Origin of the sequence: Sphingobacterium sp. E70 (assembly GCF_019285695.1) — a bacterium.
In the GTDB taxonomy this organism is placed as follows: Bacteria; Bacteroidota; Bacteroidia; order Sphingobacteriales; family Sphingobacteriaceae; genus Sphingobacterium; species Sphingobacterium detergens.
The window spans coordinates 1,457,607-1,471,400 of record NZ_CP079104.1; the positions used below are offsets into that span (position 1 = coordinate 1,457,607).

14 protein-coding genes and 3 pseudogenes are annotated in these 13,794 nt (G+C 40.8%); 9 read left to right on the forward strand and 8 right to left on the reverse strand.

The annotated features are described in order from the left end of the window. Positions 1 to 50: 50 nt before the first annotated feature. From KUH03_RS45750 to KUH03_RS10520, 5 genes and pseudogenes are all read left to right on the forward strand, one after another. Positions 51 to 176, forward strand: a pseudogene (locus KUH03_RS45750) (CinA family protein); the annotation flags it as partial. Between the two features lie 61 nt (positions 177 to 237). Beyond that, a complete protein-coding gene (locus KUH03_RS45755) occupies positions 238 to 372 on the forward strand; it encodes a CinA family protein (protein WP_306429546.1) in 135 nt (44 codons plus the stop codon). Then, positions 369 to 491 carry a hypothetical protein gene (locus KUH03_RS45760; RefSeq protein ID WP_306429547.1) on the forward strand — a complete coding sequence of 41 codons (123 nt, stop codon included), beginning with the start codon at positions 369 to 371 and terminating at the stop codon, positions 489 to 491. The genes KUH03_RS45755 and KUH03_RS45760 overlap by 4 nt, the downstream gene beginning before the upstream one ends. 141 nt (positions 492 to 632) lie before the next feature. Beyond that, positions 633 to 1,043, forward strand: a complete 411-nt coding sequence (locus KUH03_RS48475; RefSeq protein ID WP_373564690.1) for a biotin/lipoyl-containing protein — start codon at positions 633 to 635, stop codon at positions 1,041 to 1,043. Continuing rightward, positions 997 to 1,953: a dihydrolipoamide acetyltransferase family protein gene (locus KUH03_RS10520; protein ID WP_373564691.1), complete on the forward strand. Its 957-nt coding sequence runs from the start codon at positions 997 to 999 to the stop codon at positions 1,951 to 1,953. Before KUH03_RS48475 ends, KUH03_RS10520 begins: the two co-directional genes overlap by 47 nt. Before the next feature lie 121 nt (positions 1,954 to 2,074). Here KUH03_RS10520 and KUH03_RS10525 read toward each other — a convergent pair whose 3' ends face one another. Further along, positions 2,075 to 3,448, reverse strand: coding sequence for an MATE family efflux transporter (locus KUH03_RS10525; RefSeq protein WP_257093136.1), 1,374 nt, complete (start codon positions 3,446 to 3,448; stop codon positions 2,075 to 2,077). 240 nt (positions 3,449 to 3,688) lie between these two features. On the opposite strand from KUH03_RS10525, the gene KUH03_RS45765 reads away from it, so the two are divergent. The 4 genes and pseudogenes from KUH03_RS45765 (at position 3,689) to KUH03_RS10555 (ending at position 7,631) form a co-directional block, all read left to right on the forward strand. Continuing rightward, positions 3,689 to 4,207 carry a twin-arginine translocase TatA/TatE family subunit gene (locus tag KUH03_RS45765; RefSeq protein ID WP_120259556.1) on the forward strand — a complete coding sequence of 173 codons (519 nt, stop codon included), beginning with the start codon at positions 3,689 to 3,691 and terminating at the stop codon, positions 4,205 to 4,207. 85 nt (positions 4,208 to 4,292) lie between these two features. Beyond that, a pseudogene (locus tag KUH03_RS48480) lies at positions 4,293 to 6,527 on the forward strand (Tex family protein). A gap of 126 nt (positions 6,528 to 6,653) precedes the next feature. Continuing rightward, positions 6,654 to 7,361 carry a hypothetical protein gene (locus KUH03_RS10550; RefSeq protein WP_257093144.1) on the forward strand — a complete coding sequence of 236 codons (708 nt, stop codon included), beginning with the start codon at positions 6,654 to 6,656 and terminating at the stop codon, positions 7,359 to 7,361. A gap of 69 nt (positions 7,362 to 7,430) precedes the next feature. Continuing rightward, a complete protein-coding gene (locus tag KUH03_RS10555) occupies positions 7,431 to 7,631 on the forward strand; it encodes a hypothetical protein (RefSeq protein WP_257093145.1) in 201 nt (66 codons plus the stop codon). Positions 7,632 to 8,149: 518 nt separating this feature from the next. Here the strand turns inward: KUH03_RS10555 and KUH03_RS10560 are convergent. The 7 genes and pseudogenes from KUH03_RS10560 to KUH03_RS10595 form a co-directional block, all read right to left on the reverse strand. Continuing rightward, positions 8,150 to 9,307, reverse strand: a complete 1,158-nt coding sequence (locus KUH03_RS10560) for an exo-alpha-sialidase (protein ID WP_257093147.1) — start codon at positions 9,305 to 9,307, stop codon at positions 8,150 to 8,152. Between the two features lie 63 nt (positions 9,308 to 9,370). After that, a complete protein-coding gene (locus tag KUH03_RS10565; RefSeq protein ID WP_257093149.1) occupies positions 9,371 to 9,793 on the reverse strand; it encodes a hypothetical protein in 423 nt (140 codons plus the stop codon). After that, positions 9,730 to 9,918: a hypothetical protein gene (locus KUH03_RS10570; protein ID WP_257093151.1), complete on the reverse strand. Its 189-nt coding sequence runs from the start codon at positions 9,916 to 9,918 to the stop codon at positions 9,730 to 9,732. Before KUH03_RS10570 ends, KUH03_RS10565 begins: the two co-directional genes overlap by 64 nt. A gap of 229 nt (positions 9,919 to 10,147) precedes the next feature. Continuing rightward, positions 10,148 to 11,239 carry a beta-N-acetylhexosaminidase gene (locus tag KUH03_RS10575; RefSeq protein WP_257093153.1) on the reverse strand — a complete coding sequence of 364 codons (1,092 nt, stop codon included), beginning with the start codon at positions 11,237 to 11,239 and terminating at the stop codon, positions 10,148 to 10,150. A 117-nt stretch (positions 11,240 to 11,356) separates the two neighbouring features. Continuing rightward, positions 11,357 to 12,576, reverse strand: a pseudogene (locus KUH03_RS10580) (AGE family epimerase/isomerase). A 32-nt stretch (positions 12,577 to 12,608) separates the two neighbouring features. Further along, on the reverse strand, positions 12,609 to 13,568 hold the full coding sequence (locus KUH03_RS10590) for a sialate O-acetylesterase (protein ID WP_257093155.1): 960 nt from the start codon (positions 13,566 to 13,568) through the stop codon (positions 12,609 to 12,611). Next, complete coding sequence (locus KUH03_RS10595; protein ID WP_257093157.1) at positions 13,529 to 13,744, reverse strand: hypothetical protein; 216 nt, start codon at positions 13,742 to 13,744, stop codon at positions 13,529 to 13,531. The genes KUH03_RS10590 and KUH03_RS10595 overlap by 40 nt, the downstream gene beginning before the upstream one ends. Between the last annotated feature and the right edge of the window lie 50 nt (positions 13,745 to 13,794).

Sequence of the window (13,794 nt, forward strand, 5' to 3'; positions counted from 1 at the left end):
CCACTATTGAAGCATATTTAATTAAGCAATTTACTCAACAGCGACTGACCTTGACTACAGCTGAAAGCTGTACAGGCGGAAGTCTGGCGGCTTCATTAACAGCAAATCCCGGAAGTAGCGAAATCTTCGTCGGAGGAACAATCCCCTACTCCAATAGACTAAAACAGCAATTGCTAAACGTCCATGAAACAACTTTGGAGCAATTTGGCGCTGTCAGTGAGCAGACGGCTGTAGAAAATGGCTGCAGGCGCAAAAGCAAAATTCAACACGGACTATGCCATTGCGACAACAGGGATAGCGGGTCCGGGCGGCGGTTCTGTTGAGAAACCTGTAGGGACAGTCTGGGTGGCGGTAGCGGGAAAAAAGAAGTGATCACAAAGAAATTTCAATTCAACAACGATAGGCGCATAAACATCGAACGTACGCGCATGAATGCCCTTCTCCTGCTCTGGAAACTACTGGTAAAAGAAGAAGGGTCAAAATTCGAGTAACTTAAAATAAAATTTTAATAAAATCGTTTTTAAGGAATAATATTTCAAATTGTTGAAAGTAAACCACAATTTAATTAACTTCGTTTTTCTATAACGAGATTGCTAAAAAATATGGCTTTATATAAACTCTTACTTCCAAAAATGGGAGAAAGTGTATCGGAGGCAACAATTACCAAATGGCTGAAACAACCTGGTGACTTGATTGAAGAAGATGACACTTTATTGGAAATCGCAACGGATAAAGTTGATTCAGAGGTACCTTCTCCTGTTAGGGGAGTTTTGAAGGAACAACTTTATACTGCAGACCAAATCGTTCAGGTTGGTGATGTTGTTGCAATTATAGAAATAGAAGGAGATACCGAAACAAGTGAACCTACTGTTCAGTCGCCGGAGAGCATAGTCGATCAACCTGCATTTTCAAGCGAAACGACCAATTTGGAAATACCAGGTATAGCGCAATTGGGTAATCCGGTCGAAGAAACAACAAATAAACATTACGAACAAGGTGTCCGCTTTTTATTCGCCGCTAGTAAAAAACATCGCGCGTCATGAGGGATTATCTCAGGAGGAGCTTGATCGTATACAAGGTACAGGAGTCGAGGGTAGAGTTACGAAAGAGGATATTCTGTTGTACGTAGCCAATAGAGGCACGCAGCAAAACACAGATCATGCGAAACCAACAAATGCCCCTCTGATCAAAAATGAACCGGCTCAAGTTACACCAACTCCAACAGTCCACACCGTTGTAAATGGTAGCGACGAAATTATCGAAATGGATCGTATGCGACGCTTGATTTCCGATCATATGGTCAAGAGTGTCCAAGTATCCCCACATGTTTGTTCTTTTGTGGAAGCAGATGTAACCAACCTAGTCCTATGGCGCAATAAAGTAAAAGATGCGTATAAGAAACGTGAGGGAGAAAATATTACGTTCACACCACTATTTATAGAAGCCATTACCAAGGCTTTAAAAGACTTTCCTTTGGTTAATATATCAATCGATGGTTATAATATCATTAAAAAGAAAAATATCAATATCGGTATGGCTGCAGCGCTGCCAAATGGCAATCTCATCGTACCGGTAATAAAGAATGCTGATCAGTTGAGTCTAGTAGGGCTAAGCAAATCAGTGAACGACCTTGCACAGCGTTCACGGGCAAATAAATTAAAACCCGATGATACACAAGATGGGACATTCACATTTACCAACATTGGTGCTTTTGGTAATATTATGGGAACACCTATTATCAATCAGCCCCAAGCGGCGATATTGGCAGTCGGTACAATAACAAAGAAACCCGCGGTAATCGAAACAGAATACGGTGATATGATCGGAATTCGACATATGATGTATCTGTCCCTATCCTACGATCACCGTGCAATAGATGGCGCCCTAGGCGGCACATTCCTGAAACGGGTTGCAGACTATCTCGAAAACTGGGATAGCAACAGAGAAATTTAACGGCAACAAGCTATAAAAAGTGGCTGTCCTTTTGGACAGCCACTTTTTATTTAACTCCATATATATTCTCACAGGAATATACTTTCAGCTATATTAAGGCGTGTTTATCTTCCGGCAGCTTTTATAATATGCTATTTTCAAATTGAAGCTTCTTTCTCTTGATCACTAATTGGAACCGCAAATAGAGCAATACCGATGAAGTCAATAAACCAAGGGTCAAGCCGTACCAGATCCCTTCAATACCCCAGTCAAAAAGTATTCCCATCACATAACCACTTGGCAGTCCGATAATCCAATAAGCAATAAAAGTAATGATCGTAGGGATATTCACATCACCCATACCTCTCAAAACGCCTAGTCCCACGACCTGAGTACCATCAAATAACTGGAAAAGACCAGCGATGATCAGCAATTGAGCAGCGATAACAACCACCGCCTTATCAGACGTAAAAATATAAGGCAGATAATTATTGAAAATCGCAAACAATGACGCCGTAATCAACATAAAGATCAAAACCAACTGATAAGAAGTTATGGCAAAGCGCTCCAAACGGAACAGGTTTCTATTTCCATAGCTATTGCCCACTTTAATTGTTGCAGCAGCAGCAATACCACTAGCCATCATATAGGTCATTGCAGCTAACTGGATTGCTACCTGATGGGAAGCTTGTGCAGTAGCGCTGATCGTCCCAGCCAGTAGAGACGCTCCGGCAAACGCACCAATTTCAAAAACATATTGCATTGCAACAGGTGCACCGATGCGCAATATTTTCCCTAGTCTTACCTTGTCTATTACTGTAATTTTAAAATGTTGTATATAGCCCTTAAACTTTTGCGATCGCAACACATAGGTCATCATCACCGCCATCATCAAGATACGGTCAATCAGCGTGCTATAGCCGACCCCTTTTACACCCATCGGCGTAATTCCGAACATACCCTTGACAAAGATGACTGCCAATATAATATTGAGTACGTTTCCCCAGATGGTTACATTCATCGCTTGCTTGGTAAAACCCAGACCTTCGGCAAATTGCTTAAATGTACTGAATACCATCAGGGGTAACATAGAAAGACTTAAAATCAATAAATAAGGTTTCGCCTCCTTTACAACAGCCGGATCCTGATTCAGATGATCAATTGCGAGCATAGAACCAAAATAGACCAAACAGAACAACAATATACCAGTAATGATATTCAACCAAAAGCTATTTGATAATAATACAGCGCACTCCTCCTTATTATCGCGACCATTTTCCTGTGCGATCAATGGTGTAATCCCATAGGCAATTCCCAATCCGACTACCATAACGATCATAAAGACAGCGTTCACCAAGGATACTGCGGCCAATGGAATCGTCCCGGCAAAATGGCCGACTATAACGCTGTCCGCGGTATGTACCAATGTATGTCCCAATTGCGAAATGACCACCGGACCGGCCAATACGATCGTGCTTTTGTAATACGGCTTGAATGTTTTAAATTTTCCCAACATAATCAATTCCTCAAAAAAATAGGCACAAAAATACAAAGATATTTCCGCTCTATCGTCATATTAAAAAATATTTAGCAAAAATATAACAAAATTTACTCACCAAATACAGCTCCTTTGTTAAGTAATTTTTATGTTTCAAATACCTTAAAATTATCTTAAATTTACCTGTTAGTCTAAGAACTATAGAAATATAAGTGTAACTTAGCATCTAGTTAGTAATCAAAAGAAGAGGAAAAGAGTATGTACAATCCAGTAATAACATTTCTAAATATCGGAACACAGGAGATGATTTTAATCGTGTTTGCGATCTTGTTACTTTTTGGTGGCAAGAAGCTTCCTGAATTGGCTAGAGGTTTAGGAAGAGGGATACGAGAATTCAAAGATGCATCCGAAGGCATCAAGCGTGAGATTTCAGATCAGATCAATAATTTTGAAAAAGACATAGACGTTAAGACAGAAGTCAAAGAGGAAACCGTCCCTAGCGATGTAAAAGTTGCGGAAGAACAAGCCAAAGCTGAGCAAGAATCCCAGTCAGTAGAAACTGCTGAAAGCTCAGAGTCTGAACCAGCGAAGAAAAAATATGAATTTACAACTCCTGCGGGAGTCGTGGAACACAATCCACATAAGCAATTAGATTACGGAGAGGAACCTTCTCATATCACTTACGGATACAATGACCACTTTGCTGAGGCCAAAAACAACGAAGGAGAAGAAAAGAAACCTACAGAACAAGAGGAAAACACAAACAAACCTGCGTAACTCCATTGCATTAATTTACAATCAGATATTTCATAGAGCTGTTGAATGGTTATTCAACAGCTTTCCTTTTAAAGTAAAATCTACAATGAGCTTATTATCACACGAAATTACTATTGCTAACGAGCTATCCATAAGCGAAAAACAGGTTCGCACGACAATTCAACTATTAGAAGAAGGCGCTACTGTTCCATTTATCTCCCGCTATCGGAAAGAAATGACAGGAAGTCTGGATGAGGTTCAGATTACGAACATCAGAGATCGTTCCCAACAACTGAAGGATCTGGATAAACGTAAAGAAGCTGTTTTAAAATCCATCGTTGATCAGGGTAAATTGACACCTGAACTTGAACAACAGGTCATGACAGCCGAGACGATGGCGAATCTGGAAGACATCTACCTGCCTTACAAACCCAAACGTAAAACAAGAGCCAGTGTCGCTCGCGAAAAGGACTTCAGCCACTGGCAGATCTTCTTTAGCGCAGGAAAAAACAGATTATCTGGAACTTGCAAGTTCGTTAATAGATGCAGAAAAAGGAGTAAACAATAGCGACGAAGCACTAGCCGGAGCAAGAGACATCATTGCTGAAATCATTGCCGAAGACGCGACAGTACGATCCAAATCAAGAGCGATATTCCTAGAAAAGGCTGAATTCGTATCCAGAGTGGTTCCGGGAAAAGAAGAAGCGGCTATCAAATATAAAGATTATTACGAGTGGTCCGAATCGCTAAAAGATGCCCCTTCACACCGCGTTTTGGCGATGCGTCGTGGCGAAAAAGAAGAATTACTTTATCTGGATATCGACATCAATGAAGAAAATATCCTTCCGACCATTGAATCACTTTATATAAAAGGATCCAACGATGCTGCCGCACAAGTAAAATTGGCATTGACAGATAGCTATAAGCGATTATTGAAACCTTCTATGGAGACAGAAATCCGTGTATTGACCCGTCAAAAAGCGGATGAAGAGGCAATCAAGGTTTTTGCAGACAATGTTCGTCAATTACTTTTAGCAGCACCATTGGGACAAAAAAGATTACTTGCAATAGACCCCGGTTTCCGAACTGGATGTAAAACTGTTGTATTGGACGAACAAGGCCAGCTAAAAGAAAACACGGCTATTTTTCCACACAATGGCGCAAATGGACTTGCCGAAGCACAAAAGACAATCAACTATCTTGTATCCAAACACGATATTCAGGCCATTGCGATCGGTAATGGAACGGCAGGACGTGAAACTGAAGATTTTATAAAAAAACTAGGCCTCAACAATGTGACCATTGTTATGGTCAATGAAAGTGGTGCTTCAATCTATTCTGCATCAGAGACTGCACGTGAAGAGTTTCCGGACCATGATATCACCGTACGTGGTGCAGTATCGATCGGAAGAAGATTAATGGATCCATTGGCCGAGTTGGTTAAAATTGATCCAAAATCTATCGGTGTCGGCCAATATCAACATGATGTAGACCAAAATAAGCTACAGACATCGTTGGACGATACCGTCATCAGCTGTGTAAATGCGGTAGGTGTGGAACTGAATACCGCCTCAAAACAGATATTATCATACGTCTCTGGATTAGGGCCATCTCTAGCGCAGCAGATTATTAAATATAGAAATGAAAACGGTCCATTTTCCTCACGTCGAGAATTGAAAAAGTCCCTCGTCTTGGTGACAAAGCCTATGAACAAGCTGCAGGTTTCCTTCGGATAAGACATGCTGCCAACCCATTGGATTCTTCTGCTGTACACCCTGAGCGTTATGCACTGGTTGAGCAAATGGCAAAAGACCTGGGTAAAAAAGTAGAAGACTTACTTAAAGATGCTGAATTAAGAAAGTCCATTCCCTTGAAAAACTATATCTCTGCGGAAGTGGGCCTACCAACCTTAAATGATATTCTTAATGAACTAGCCAAACCTGGTCTTGATCCAAGGGAAAAGTTTGAAGCCTTTTCATTCACTGACGGTGTCAATAGCATTGGCGATTTACGTATTGGCATGAAACTTCCCGGCATCGTGACCAACATTACCAACTTTGGTGCTTTCGTTGATATTGGCGTACATCAAGATGGCTTAGTACACCTGAGCCAACTGTCCAACCGTTATATCTCCGACCCACATGAGGTGGTCAAAGTACAACAACATGTTACAGTCACGGTTACAGAGGTGGATGAGAAACGTAACCGTATTGCTTTATCGATGAAAACAGATGAAAAACCTGTTCTTCCAAAGAATAAGAAAAATGAAGGCAAAAGACAGCCAGAACCGCAAACCGATATGGCTAGTAAGCTTGCCGCATTAGCGAGTAAATTCAAATAAATTATATATTCCGCTAAAAAGGCTGATTCCTTTTAAAGAATCAGCCTTTTTATGAGTCAGCAATCCCAGTACACTATTCAACATTTTTATTTTGTATCTTTAAAAGACAACATGCTTTGATTTGTTATGAGAAACTGTATTTTACTATTGTGCTTATCGCTTGTAGCTGTACATTTCCAAGCTAAGGCACAACTTGCTGATGGCGCATATATTTCCACGGCAGGAACCACCAAAAACCTAATTTTGATCAAGGATCACTACCTTTCTTTCATACAATATGATGATACCAATAAGCATTTTGGTTATACTTGGGGCGGCGCAATCCAGCAGCAAGACAACACGATCAATGTAGCTATCGAATATGACACGAAAGACAGTACCGATATCGGTAAATCAACCAGCTTGTATGTTAAAAAGGAAAAAGGTAACATCCAGATAAAGTTGCCCGATTCCAGCAAGATCTTTGTCAAGCAGAAAACCATCGCCCAAGATCTAGATGCACTGTGGAGAATTACGGGGAGACAACAAGATGCAAAGATGCACGAGATTCCAAAAGCAGATCGCAAAACAATCAAGATTCTGGTCGACGGATACTTCCAATGGATTGCCATTAATCCGGCCCAAAAAGGATTTTATGGAACCGGTGGCGGACGTTACAGCTACAAAAACAATCGTTACACAGAGACAATACTATTCTTTTCAAGAGACAATAATAAGGTGGGGCAAGAACTGAATTTTAATGGAAAGCTGGAAGATAACAAATGGCATCACAGTGGAAAAAGCTCTAAAGGAGATGATATTTATGAAATCTGGAGCAAAGAATTAACAAAATGACAATAGAAGAATTTCAATTATTAGACAGTCCTATTCATCACTGGTCTGCTGTACAAAAATCATTGTGGTATGACAAAAGGGGATTGGAAAACCGCACACGACCTCATCGATCAGTTAGATGGTGTTGAAGCCGCTCACGTACATGCTTACCTTCACCGCAAGGAAGGAGACCCCTGGAATGCCCGCTATTGGTATAATCGAGCCCGACAGGCAGTATATGCAGGCAGTCTAGATGCCGAATGGAACGAATTGTTTCGATTATATTTCTAACCAATCTAACCATCCTTGTTTGTATTAAACAGGGATTTATTTTAGTATGAAGTTCTCAACTCTTTATAAACCCTTCTTTCTAAAATATTCCGCTGCTGTTTCACAGGAGTTTTATTTACAGCTGATTTACGGAGGTAAACCAAAATAATTTATTAATTATCACCAAACCACAAATTATAATTTATAAATATTCTCAAAACAAATCGTTAGCACTATTTGAGTAACAAAAATAACACAAAAGAAAAACAACAGTGGGTCGGAACACAAAATGGCATGAATATTGAATATAACTTTCTATACTTTAAAAAGTATACTTTTCATAAATTTAGGTTAATAATTGGTTAGGTTAAACACCTGAGGTTCCCCACTTCAGGTGTTTTTTTATAGCTATATATTATCGTTTATTACACTAATAGTAAGCTGTCATCATTAAACCAAAAGTTTATTCTTTAATCAAGTTACATCCAGATTTTGCAGCATAAAAATCAAATACGCTGTATTTTGTTATATAATTACACTTATTTCAGTTGGACCGGCACAAATACAATCTTTCGATAATTCTCCTTTTCGAATAAAACACCAATTCTATTTTTATTTAAAAGCACCAAATCGGAATAGGCTGTATAATCCCCTTTTACATCCGCAGGAGCTTTTGAAACCACATGATTGAAATACCAGGTTTTTCCCTGATCCTTGCTTAATCGAAGCGTTAAATTATCTCTTCTATCTGTGGTTGCAGCGTTGCAAACAGCTAACACATATTCTCCTTTCCTTTGCCAAGAGAGCACAGACCCCTGATTAACGGGATCAGGAAGGTTTTTATCATAATAGGTCGTATCCCAGGTTACTCCGCCATCGTTCGAATAGGATACGATTCGCTCTCTCACATTGCCTTGCTGATTACGGGAATTCATATACAATCCTGTTTCAGAGATCTGAGCTGCCATAGTTTCGTTTGATCCTTCAAATTTGACACTCGCCCCTATTTGGAACGTTTTTCCATGATCATCCGAGTAATAGGAGTGCGCAAAATAATCCCGACCATTTTCTTTGGGATCTCCTTCGGAATGATTTGCAGGAATATAGATACGTCCTTTATATTTACCGGAATCAAACTGCAAAGCATGCCCAGGTGTATTCGCATAGGTTCGCCAGTCCTGTTTGAAGGTATATGATGCATTTACCGCAGGTTGATTGGGGCGATGGGTCTCAAGCGTAATATTTTTTGGATCGGACCAGGTTTTACCACCATCTGTTGAACTAATTGACCAACATTCACGTATACCATTGCCTTTACGAACCTCGCCTTCGTGATTATTACCTGTATTGTAAAAAAGCAATAAACGTCCTTTTGGGTATGCCGGATCCAATAAGTCAACTACAGGAGCGGGATTGCCGACCTGCAAATTATCGTTATCAACAGCGACATGCAAGAGACCCCAAGTTTTACCATTATCCCTACTGACTTTATAAACGATATCGACATTACCGAAATCGCCCGCATGATCCACCCTGCCCTCGGCAAAAGCAATCAATTGTCCAGTTTTATCCTTTACTATTGCCGGTATGCGATAGCTTTTATAACCATCTTCGCCAGCAACAAATACATTGACTTCCTGCGCACGGCTGATTCCAAACAATAGGACTAATGCGGCTGTAATACCTAATTTCCTCATATCTATTTTTGTTAATTATAATACATTTTAATTTGTTCCATTTTTCCGAAAAGATAGTTTTGACTATCTTTCATTGTCAATAGGAAGACAGGTAAACATCCATTTCAATGGATTTTGCCAATCCGTCCCTTTTAACTCTCCAACAGGAAGTTTTACCACAATTGTATTCCACCCTTGCCGTAATTTTACTTGGGAAGGAATACGATAACTATATCCTTCATCAAACAGCGGAATTTCAAGATCTCCTTTTTGACCAGCATGTTGCCAGTGCGAAGGGAGCACTTCACTCCCATTCACCCAAAGTTTGCTCATTCTATTGTCCCAGGTTCCCAAATGTGGCGAATCGCTTGCATAGGAACGCGAGAGATCATTGAAGCCAATCCAGAAGTTTTTGTATCCCGGTTGATCACTCCAGATCTTGCTTACTGCATAAATGGTGGTATTTTTAAGCGGGCGATCAATTGCCCCTGAACCACATCCGCCCACCAATGTCGCAATACAATCGTTCCACCATAAAACACACCAATCTGCTGAGCTTCTTGAAACTTCCCCTCCTGCTCCTTATATAAAGACATATCCAGATTTCCCTTATTTTCAAAAGGCCCATACAATGCCCATGTTTGCTTACTCTGCCGATAATAGGGGAAAATAAAATTTTAAAATACAGCTGTTTATGTTGAAGCAAACGTTCCTCAAATTCAGCAAATTCGGCAAGTCCCCGCGCATCGGTTCTGATATTACTACGCCATTCAAATTCTCCACCACCTCTCCAACTGCGTTCCGCGAAAACAAGCAAGGCCGGATAAATAGCATTTTGATGAAATACATCACGTTCATCACTTACAGCGCGATCTGGCCATGCACATAATGTCGCTCCAAGCAACTTCCTATTTTCGCTCGGCTGTCCCCCAACTGTCTATAAAACAGTGTTGTTACAGTTTCCAATGGATCCATGTGATTGAGATACAAATGCTTCGAATCAATCACCTCAAAAGGATAATCGTTTGTAATCGACTGAGGTCCACCCATCCAAAGCTGACGTATTGTCTGTGGCTGTAGATTACCACCTGGATCCCAACCAATAGTCTTCATTCCAAGCTGTTCTATCCATCTGGTCATTTCCGGCAAAAATCGCTGATTATGAATCTTCACTTCATCGCCACCGATATGCAGATAAGGTAATCCTGGATAGGTCGTCGCAAATTCCCCGACGAGCTCTTTGATTATTGCAGTACCACTATCGTTTTGCATATCTGTTTTGAAATAACGACGAAAAGCCGCCGAGTGTCCCGGCATATCAATCTCAGGTACGAGCTGGATATGCCGATCATGACAATACTCAATCAACTCCTTCATATCTTCGACAGTATAATATTTCCCTTTCCAGCGCTCCATATTCGATGAATCCGTTAAACCTGGATATTTTTTACTGATCAGTCGCCAAGCAATATCCTCGGTAAAATGAAAATGAAAAACATTCAATTTATACTTAGCCATGATATCAATCTGTTCCTTCAGTATGGCTAGGCTTTGATAGTTGCGCCCCACGTCCACCAGGTATCCCCGCCAACGAAAAGAAGGATAATCGGTAATCGAACAATAGGGAAACTTGCCATAACCGCCCAGCTGACGCAAGGTTTGTAAAGCATAAAAAATACCGGCATTACTTTTGGCCTCAATCTGTATTCCCTTCGAATCAACCACAATTCGATAAGCTTCCAGAGATTCCGAGGGCAAACGCAATTCCATACCACAGCGAATGGATAAAGTAGCTTGCCTTGCATTGTCAAAATCAACCTTCTGTATGTTCCTATTCGCTAATAATACGATCAGCACCTGTTTATTAGCATTTGATATTTCTCCTTTTACCTGTACATTGACCGCCCGCTCAAGATCGTAATAACCTGTCTTCCATTCTACAGATTGGGGCATGGGCAGCAAAGGGCTTCCTGTGCCAGCAAAACAAAAGAAGGGGCTGATGATTAAGCACAAAAAAACAATCAGCTTAACAAAACAGCTATTTGTATCGCAATACCTTCGCATAACCATTTATAACTTGATCGAACTAAATTCCTTCAAAACTTGCATACAATACCACTCCTGACGCGGGAGATGAAAAGGTCCTTTAAATAAATTTCCCTTTGCGGTTTGCGCTATGGTTCCATCCCGGTGAAGATATCCGAACCATTCGCCATTCGTTTTATCATGAAAATGGTCATAAGCGTACTGATTGATTTGTTGATGCCAATGCTTATATTTCGGATCACCCGTCATAACATAAGCAAGTAATGTTGCTATAATCGTTTCATTCTGCGGCCACCAGAATTTCATATCCTGCCAGTATTCTTGAACAGGCTTATTATAGACATCCTTAAAATAGAGTATCCCGCCATATTCTTTGTCCCAGCCGCGTTCCCACATATAATCCAGCATACGGCAGCCAAGGTCAACCAAATCCGGATCCCCATTCCGATATCTTGCTTCATGCAAAATAAACCAAGCGCCCTCAATAGCATGGCCCGGATTGAGTGTACGTCCATCAATATGGTCGATAATTTCCCCCTGCGGCCCCACCTGTTCCATGACACATCGAATATCATCTTTTACAAAATCTTTTTCGATTTCCGCTATACAGGAACTAATGACTTGGTCACAACGTGGGTCATTAATAGTTTCGCGGATCTGTTGTGCCGTGTTGATCATAATCATCGGTACGCCTATTCCCTTCATTGGTCTAGTTGGTTCATATTTTGGCTCGATCAATTTTGCACCATTTGCATAGTCTATGCATATACCAAATAGATGTCGAGCTTCTGCCGCAATATTCAGATCCCCGGCTGCTTTTGCATAGGCAGCAAATGCTATGGCCGCAAATGTCTCGGAGAAAAATAACGACGCATACGAATTGGATTTCCCTGACGGTCTACATGAAAATACATTTTGCCATTTGCATCAAAACAATATTTCTTCAGAAATTCATAACCAATGCGAGCGGCTTCCAACCATTCTTCTTTTTGTTCAACCGTATTGTAAAGTGTAGCCAGCAACCAGCATGCCCGGCCCTGTATCCATACAGCCTTATCGGTATCAATCAAGGTACCCTCCTGATCCCGCATGAATAGATAGCCACCACATTCATGGTCAATTGATCGAGGAAACCAAAATGGAAGGGTATCTTCTAAAAGCTTATCGCTATAAAAGACTTCCAATTCTTTCAAATAAGCAGCATCTAGTATTTCTGTTGTATCTTTTATATTTGTCTGTTTCATCTTTTCCAGTTTTTACATCAATTCGTTTAGGTTTACTTTATTCTCAAATCAAAGGTGGACACTGGTATACCAATTTCATTCTGAAGATTTGCCCGGCTGAAAGGTTCGTATCCATACAGCAGTCTGATCAGATCTACCGTTGGTTTTCGGATCTCGACGACATTTTCCGATACGATACTAGCGTTAGCTTCGAATATTCTGCCCCTATTGTCCACCAATTGAAAACCTTTTAGAGGGCCGTTGCCCTTTACTTTTAATCGGGCACAATGATCGAATGTCAATAACAGCTTATCCGCTTGGACCTTGCATCTTACGGGCTCCGGATGATTCGCATTCAACGATGCTCCATATACATATTTACTCACCAAGTTGGCCAGACGCTGGCCTACCAATAACTTTTCGTGCGGATGTACATCCAAAGAATCACCGAGATCAAATGTTACTGCCATATGGGTATCTTCAATCTGTTTCTCCAATAAGCGTTGCGAGTTTCTAAAGTCACCCCATGAAGGTCTATCCAAACTCGTCAGCTGAACAAAATAGAAAGGCAGATGCTGATTGAAATTTTTTCGCCAGGAAGACACCAATGTTTTGAAAAGACGCTCATGAAGTTCCATGTTATGGGTATTACTTTCACCTTGATACCAAAGTATCGCTTTCAAACCTGTATCCAGCCATTTATTGACTCCTGCTTCAAAATTGTAGGCCGGCTGATAAGGGTGGCGTTGGTTCCTTATTGTTGAATGAAACAAATTTTGACTGGCGCGCTCCCGACAAAAGTCCTGCAAAAAATCTGATTTCCGCCAGTTGTGGATATAAGAAGCCAACAGATCGTCGTTTTCTAAAGACTTGCGGTCAATCCATGATTCCGTATTAGATCCACCAACAGATAAATCAATAATGCCAATAGGTATATGTTGTTCTCTAGCGATCTGTTCAGCGAAAGAATAGGCTACGGCGGAAAACCCTGCCGCTTCATCTGATGTAGGCACAGCCCAAGCACCATCAAAATACAGTAAGTCGTTGACTTTTTTAAGGTAGCGGTATCCCAGGCAACCGCGTTGGTTTCAGCTAAATTACGGCATTTAAAAAGACGCAGATTCTTTAAGCCAGCTGCATCTTTGATTAACTGCTCACCTTTTGTGGCTCTACGAAGTTCAAAAGCCATGTTCGATTGTCCGGAAGCGAGATATACATCTCCAAAGAGGATATTTTTAA

Excerpts from the sequence above, each read along its gene's own strand:
- KUH03_RS45755 (WP_306429546.1), top strand. The coding sequence starts at position 238 with ATGGCTGCAGGCGCAAAAGCAAAATTCAACACGGACTATGCCATTGCG.
- KUH03_RS48475 (WP_373564690.1), top strand. The coding sequence starts at position 633 with ATGGGAGAAAGTGTATCGGAGGCAACAATTACCAAATGGCTGAAACAA.
- KUH03_RS10525 (WP_257093136.1), bottom strand. The coding sequence starts at position 3,448 with ATGTTGGGAAAATTTAAAACATTCAAGCCGTATTACAAAAGCACGATC.
- KUH03_RS45765 (WP_120259556.1), top strand. The coding sequence starts at position 3,689 with ATGTACAATCCAGTAATAACATTTCTAAATATCGGAACACAGGAGATG.
- KUH03_RS10550 (WP_257093144.1), top strand. The coding sequence starts at position 6,654 with ATGAGAAACTGTATTTTACTATTGTGCTTATCGCTTGTAGCTGTACAT.
- KUH03_RS10555 (WP_257093145.1), top strand. The coding sequence starts at position 7,431 with ATGACAAAAGGGGATTGGAAAACCGCACACGACCTCATCGATCAGTTA.
- KUH03_RS10560 (WP_257093147.1), bottom strand. The coding sequence starts at position 9,307 with ATGAGGAAATTAGGTATTACAGCCGCATTAGTCCTATTGTTTGGAATC.
- KUH03_RS10575 (WP_257093153.1), bottom strand. The coding sequence starts at position 11,239 with ATGCCCCAATCTGTAGAATGGAAGACAGGTTATTACGATCTTGAGCGG.
- KUH03_RS10595 (WP_257093157.1), bottom strand. The coding sequence starts at position 13,744 with ATGGCTTTTGAACTTCGTAGAGCCACAAAAGGTGAGCAGTTAATCAAA.